The sequence below is a fragment of the Xanthomonas campestris pv. asclepiadis genome, from assembly GCF_020784175.1.
GTDB lineage: Bacteria > Pseudomonadota > Gammaproteobacteria > Xanthomonadales > Xanthomonadaceae > Xanthomonas > Xanthomonas campestris_D.
In genome coordinates, this window is record NZ_JAJGQM010000082.1 from 1 (window position 1) to 6,041 (window position 6,041).

4 protein-coding genes and 2 pseudogenes are annotated in these 6,041 nt (G+C 57.1%); 2 read left to right on the plus strand and 4 right to left on the minus strand.

Translation table 11 applies throughout. The features are described from left to right. Positions 1–75: 75 nt before the first annotated feature. The 3 genes and pseudogenes from LL972_RS21195 to LL972_RS21205 all read right to left on the minus strand — a co-directional run. Positions 76–411, minus strand: a pseudogene (locus tag LL972_RS21195) (hypothetical protein); the annotation flags it as partial. Positions 412–473: 62 nt separating this feature from the next. Beyond that, complete coding sequence (locus LL972_RS21200; protein ID WP_029221015.1) at positions 474–905, minus strand: toxin-activating lysine-acyltransferase; 432 nt, start codon at positions 903–905, stop codon at positions 474–476. Further along, positions 895–2,709 (minus strand): protein adenylyltransferase SelO family protein, encoded by a 1,815-nt coding sequence (locus LL972_RS21205; RefSeq protein WP_228329271.1) that lies wholly within the window; start codon positions 2,707–2,709, stop codon positions 895–897. Before LL972_RS21205 ends, LL972_RS21200 begins: the two co-directional genes overlap by 11 nt. Positions 2,710–3,222: 513 nt before the next feature. On the opposite strand from LL972_RS21205, the pseudogene LL972_RS21725 reads away from it, so the two are divergent. Continuing rightward, positions 3,223–3,759: pseudogene (locus LL972_RS21725) on the plus strand (MobA/MobL family protein); the annotation flags it as partial. On the opposite strand, the gene LL972_RS21730 reads toward LL972_RS21725, so the two are convergent. Continuing rightward, a complete protein-coding gene (locus LL972_RS21730; protein WP_319607214.1) occupies positions 3,655–3,879 on the minus strand; it encodes a hypothetical protein in 225 nt (74 codons plus the stop codon). The pseudogene LL972_RS21725 and the gene LL972_RS21730 overlap by 105 nt on opposite strands. Before the next feature lie 1,316 nt (positions 3,880–5,195). Between LL972_RS21730 and LL972_RS21215 the strand changes: the two genes are divergently transcribed. Next, positions 5,196–6,008 carry a phospholipase D-like domain-containing protein gene (locus LL972_RS21215; RefSeq protein WP_228329273.1) on the plus strand — a complete coding sequence of 271 codons (813 nt, stop codon included), beginning with the start codon at positions 5,196–5,198 and terminating at the stop codon, positions 6,006–6,008. Positions 6,009–6,041 lie beyond the last annotated feature (33 nt).

Below are 6,041 nucleotides of genomic sequence, written 5' to 3' on the forward strand. Positions count from 1 at the left end.
TTCATGGAACCTCCTCGGGAAAGGGGACGAGAAAATTCCACTTCTGGCGTCAGCTAATGGGCGGGGGGATTACCCAATGAGCGGCAGACTACCGGTGACGACGCTAAGGACAAGGCCCAGGAGAGAGAGGGCGACCATGACCGAAGACAAGACAATCCAGCCCTGACGGTGCGCCATGGTACTTCCAACGACCGGCGCATGGCGTTGGTCGAGATGGCGGGCCCAGAGAAATTTGAGAGAGTAGGGAAGGGCGGTCCAAGCCAAGGCGCCGATGACTGCGATCGAAAGCGACTTTTCGCTGAGCCAATAGCCTAAGGTGCTGCCGATCAGCGGATAAGGCAAACCAGAACCGAAGCCCAGGAACAAAAATCCAGTCCAGGCCTTAGTCGGCCTTGATGTCACTTCATGCATGGGCTGCAACTGCCTTGTCGCTTCGGTTCGTCCATTCGTATCAAGGAAGCAACGTGTCTTCCTCAGCCATCTTTGCGAAGGGTGTAAGTCTTGGTTCCCAGGATAGCGCCCGTCTTATCTCGCACCAAGCGATGCGCTTGCTTGAAGTGAGAACGCAAGCAGTGTCGGAGTGCTCTCGCCAGGCGTCGGTGATGCCCTGGCATAGCCACGAAATCCAGGATCCAGAGTTGATCACCTTCGTTCCAGTCGCTAATCGGCAAGAACGGAGGATCTTGCCGAACCAAATGACTGGCGGTTTCAGGCGTTAGATATGCCCATAAGGCGTAGCCGGTCCATACCCCATCGTCGTCTTCGATCGTGACGAACTGGCCTAGGCGAATCGCAGGCCATAGCCACACATAAGCCGCTGCTATACTGAACTTCTTGCGGTCAGTCTTGAACAGGAGTTGCATCGCCAGGCCAAGCGCCTGCGCATCAACGGCATTAGGTTGCATGGGTGTTGGTTGAGCTGAATTTCTGCGCGGCAACGGCAGCGTCCGGGAAGGTGAGCAGTGCGGCAGGAATTGTTGCACGCCCGTTCAAGCCTAGACCTACGAGGTAGCTGGTGGGTTCGCAGTCGACAAGCACGACGGTTCGATGGCCAGAATTGGTGATGCCGAGTTTCTCATCTGCGACTTGGGCACCGAAGAGCAGTGTTCCCCCATGCACGCGTGGTCCCGACAGCTGGGCTGCATAAGCCATGCGGTGCGTATCAAAGAAATACAACGCGGTGGACACGTGATCGCTTGCGTAGCCTAGGACAAGCCAGTGTGGTGGTAAGCCTCTCCAAACCCGTCGCGAGACCGCGACCTCGGTTGCGATAAAGACCGAGACCCGCTCGGGTCCCGACGACCGATCGGCGAGGATCGACCGCACCAGCTTGATCGCGCGGCGCTTAGAGACGCGATAGGAAAGGCGTGGTCGTGGTCTCAGCCAGCGGTTGGCCGCACAAAGATGAAGATCTGAGTTCGGAATGGCGCGCACGAACGCTGCGATCTCCTCGCCAATCTGAGACCCCCGGGTTGCTTTGCCTCTGAGGTGGTCAGAGAGCCAATCGTGGCGCTCGCCGTGCTTTGTGGGCTGATCGAACGCATAGTCAATGCGCTGTTGCTCGCGGTAGTAGCGCGCAATGAGCGCTTTGAAATGCAACGCCTCTGGGCTTGACTCAGGCAAGGCACACGCTTCTGCACAGTGATGGAGAAACGCAGCTTCCATGTGATGCTCGATCTGGATAAGCAGCTGATCGATGTTGGCGATTGCCTTGTCAAAGCGGGAATACTTCTTGAAGAAGTAGGCAAGCGAGGGAAGCGAGTGGCGAACATCACGCATCTCATCGCCGAAGAAGTGACGATGCCCATCGGTGCCACGCTTCCAGCTGGGAACTGCGCGGAAGCCGCCGAAATCCAGGAACTGCGCCTTCGATGTGATGTTGTCGCTTGTCGGGCGTCCGGTCCAGAGGCGATGCGCGCGACTTGCGGCAATCTGCTCCGCAAGGCGCAGGTAGAGCTCAGACAAGTCAACGCCTAGGCCATTGGGATTGCCGGCATCGAGCTGCGCGTGTTCGTCGGCAAAGTGGGTGGCATCTTTGACCCGCAGGCTATCTTGAAATTGATCGCTGTTTGCGCTGCCTGATGTTCCGAAATACAGGCTGCGCTCGAAGTGCGCTAAGCGCAGGAAAGCGGGCCTGATCAGAATGGCGCACCGCTCCGGTTCGTCTGCATCGGTGCGTGCCAGGGAGAAGCCGGCATCGATGATGGCAACGATGGGGACCGCCCCGTGGGGGAGCTCTGCGTTGAGGATCTCGCTGGCAACTGCCTCGCGAATGGCATCGTAAAGATAGAGACAGCCATGGGAGTGTGACCAATCATGGGCCTCGGAGACCAATGGCGTGGGGCCGGTTCCTTTGGCGATGAGCATGCCATCGGAGCCACAACGGCCACTCCCTCCGTGGATCGCCCCTCCGCTCCCACCATAGCGATCAGCGCCCAGTGTCTGGCGTCCGAAGCTGCCGGCAACGCAGTGAGCTTCGAGAGAGGTCACGGCAAAGCGTTCAAGCAAGGACGCTGAGATGCGGGCCCGAGTTGGCTTGTCGTGGATGGCGATGCCCAAGTCATGAAACCAGCGCTCATTGAGCCAGAGCAAGGAAGCATCTGGCAGCTTTCCCACTGGGAAGGGCACGAGCATCGAAGTGCTCACGTTGGCGAGGTTCAACAGGTTGGGGGCGTTCTTGTCATCCATGTCCCAGTAGTCATTGGGCATTTCGCTTCCTTGTTTCCGCAGCTGCTGCGAATTCGCGTTCGATCGGCTTTGGTGATGCTACCAACCTGGGGGCCGTTCGTCCTTCTGCTGCTTGTATTTCCGAAAACCAAAGGACATCGCCTCTCGCATACACCGTTGCCTTGAAATCGACACAGGGCATGGCAAAAGTTAGGTCTGTACAGGTCTTATTCATTTTCTAATATAACTATTAATCATACGTAGGGGCGCAATTGCTGACCCAGCCGTAGCGCGAAAATTCCAATAAAGAATCAAACAGCAAGAGCGCACTTATGGTTTCTGCTTTGCAGAAACCGTGCGCCAACGCTGCGCGTCGGTGCGGTGGCCGTTGGCCACCTCGTTGCTATGCTTCGCTAGGCAACACAGCCTCTTCAAAACCCTGAGATTCAAATCTCGTTGTTGTCGAGTTCGCTTATCTCTCGACAGCGGATGTTCTGCCGCTTCTTTGTGTGCTCCACAACAGGAGTTTCACAAATGGCAATTTATCACGCAACAATGAAGTCTTTTAGCCGAGGCAACGGCGACTCATCAGTCGCAGCAGCAGCCTACCGCGCAGGGTTTGATCTGCTCGATACAAGCACGGGGCTTGGTCACAATTATTCCCACCGAGGCGGTGTCGATTTCCACCAGATGCTTGCCCCGAAGGGTGCGCCGTCGTGGTGCTTCGATGCGCAGTATTTTTGGAACGCAAATGAAGCGGCCGAGACCCGCAAGAATGCACGCGTTTGCCGAGAAGTCGAGGTGTCGCTTCCGCATCAGCTCGATCCACACCAACGAAGAGTGCTCGCTTTGGCACTCGGTCAATTGCTTGTTGACCGCTTCCAAGTGGCCGTGCTGGTTGCGGTGCACACGCCAAGCAAATATGGTGATCAGCGCAATCATCATGTGCATTTGCTGATGTCAGCGCGACAAGTCGGACCGGGAGGACTAGGGGAGCGCGCCTGCGCTGAGTTTGATGCACGCCAAGGCGGCGGCACACGAGCGCTGCGGCAAATCCGCAAAGACATCGCGATGGTCATCAATGCGCACTTGAAAAATGCGGGCTACCCGACTCGCGTAGATCATCGCAGTCTCCGAGCACAAGCACACGAAGCCGCGCGTAATGGGGAGTTTGAACGCGCCCGCGAACTCACGCGCCGGCCTGGCAAGCACTTGGGCAAAGCCAAAGTGGCGGTGATGCGCAAAACGAAGTTCACAGCAGAAGTGAGAGGGGCAGGTGGGCGAGAAGCAGTACTGGCGCTTTCAAAGCTTGTCGCTGAGCACATGAAAAAAAGCGGTGGTCTCGTGCACGAAGTGCCACCGTCGCACAGCCACGCGACAGCACTTCGGGATCGGGCCAACGCACAGGCTTCTGGATTGGACGGACGCACAGCGGTTGGGCAGACACGATTGTCAGGCGCAGAGCGGGTGCGGCAGATCAAAGAGCGCTTGGCGCGTGCGCCAGCGCCTCGCCCGGGTCTCTACACGCCTTATAGCGGCCAGACCCGACATCTGAGCCGTGTGACGCGTCTAGCTCGTTCCTCGGGCCGACAAGACGCGGAGGTGCTCAATGCGGAGGCTCAGCTCATCGAAGATTGGCTCGAAGCGCAACGGGAGGTCGCGCAGCAGTCTTTGGAGGTGTTACGGCAGATCCCAGGGATCCAGGTCGAGCCTGCTTTTCAGCAGGCATACGCAAGCCTGCTCTGCCGGCGAACGGATAGCTACGCTACAAAGCCCTTCTTGTTTGAAGAAACGGAAGTCTTGGCAAAGGCGGTCAGTCGTTATGTTCATGCCATGGTGAGGCCGCATCGTGCGCGTATGAGCGTGTTGAAGGCACAAGCGGAGCTTGCAGATCATGACCCTTCTTCGAACACCCAAACCGCTCACCGAGCGCGCAGACGCTTAGCGCGTGCGAAGGTGCATGTCTCACCTCGGATCGTGGCGATCCAGAACTGGCGGATCAAGCGGGCTCGAAAGGCGATGGTGGAAGCGGCTGAGGCCTTGGAGAAGAATTTTGCCCCACAGCCGATCGAGGTGCTGACGCCTGAGGCATCTGGCGATGATGCGCTTCCACCACAGGCCGAAGGTGATGCCGGGCATTGGGAGTTGAAGTTTCGGCCACCGAAGCCAAGTCTATGACGGCTCAGATATTTCTGACCATTGACCGCGCAGCAGACTGATGGTGCGCCTAGGCATTTGGCTGGAAGCTAGGGTCGTCGCAGAAGGTTCCCGCCAAATGATCGGAACAACGTCGCCCGCCATCGGCACCCGGCGCCGAGGCCAAGGCTCCAACCCCAGCGACACAGGAGCCCCGCATGCGGGGCTCTTTCTGTTGCAGCCCGAATGCCACGGCTTTTCGCATAGATCTGTTGAAGTGCAAGGCAAATCAACGTCTGCGCCCTGAGGTAGTTGACGTGGCTTCCTGCCCCGTAGACGAACCTCTCCTACTTTGCGAAGCTGTGATTTACGGAACAGGGGAGGCTAGATACATGGAGTTTGTGGGTAAACCCATCACGGGTGAGATGATTTATAACAAGCATGCTTCTGCCATCGCAGACTGTTCTGAGGTCAAGGTTGCAATTGCATACGCCACGAAGCCATCCGGCGATATCCTTCTATTTGAGGACTGCGTTGCCAAGGGGAAAAAGCTGACGTTCTATGGCCGTGTCGATGGCTCATGTCCCATCGATCTGCGTATTCTCGACTGGTTCTTGCGTCGTGCATCGCCCAACTTAGTGTGCCATCTTGTGCCGCACTGGCTACACGCTAAAGTGATTTGGTGGGTAGGCCAAGGGGCATATATTGGTTCGGCAAATCTGACCGATCGGGCGTGGTTCAAGAACTTTGAAGCTGGGGTTTACATCAAGCACGAAGAGCTTGAGCACTTTGGGATGGTGCTCCAACTTGAAGCATTCTTCGATGGCCTTGCGCAGAAGTCGTTCCCGCTTGATAGAGAGGAATATGAGCGTCAGATCAAACAGGAGAAAAGGAGGGAAGATCTAGTCGGTAAGCTCAACAAGATCGAGAGTGAATTCGAAGACGATCATTGGAAGCTGAAAGACCGCACGCCCCCTATCGCTCCCACGCCAAATCGAAAGGCGCGCGAAGCGAAGATTGCAGCTTTCCAAGCCGAATGGTCACGCACACTCACCTTGATCCGAAATGTTGGCGCTCGTGTTGCGCTTGATGAGAATCGCCCCAGTTGGATCTCGTCAGATGTGTCTCAAGGCGTTCAAGGCGATCAGTTCCTTCACGCCTACGGTAATCCCCCCACTTCTAGCGGTCGCCAGAAGTGGAGCTAAGTGGCCATCGCCAACTTCATGGCAGGCGTGATG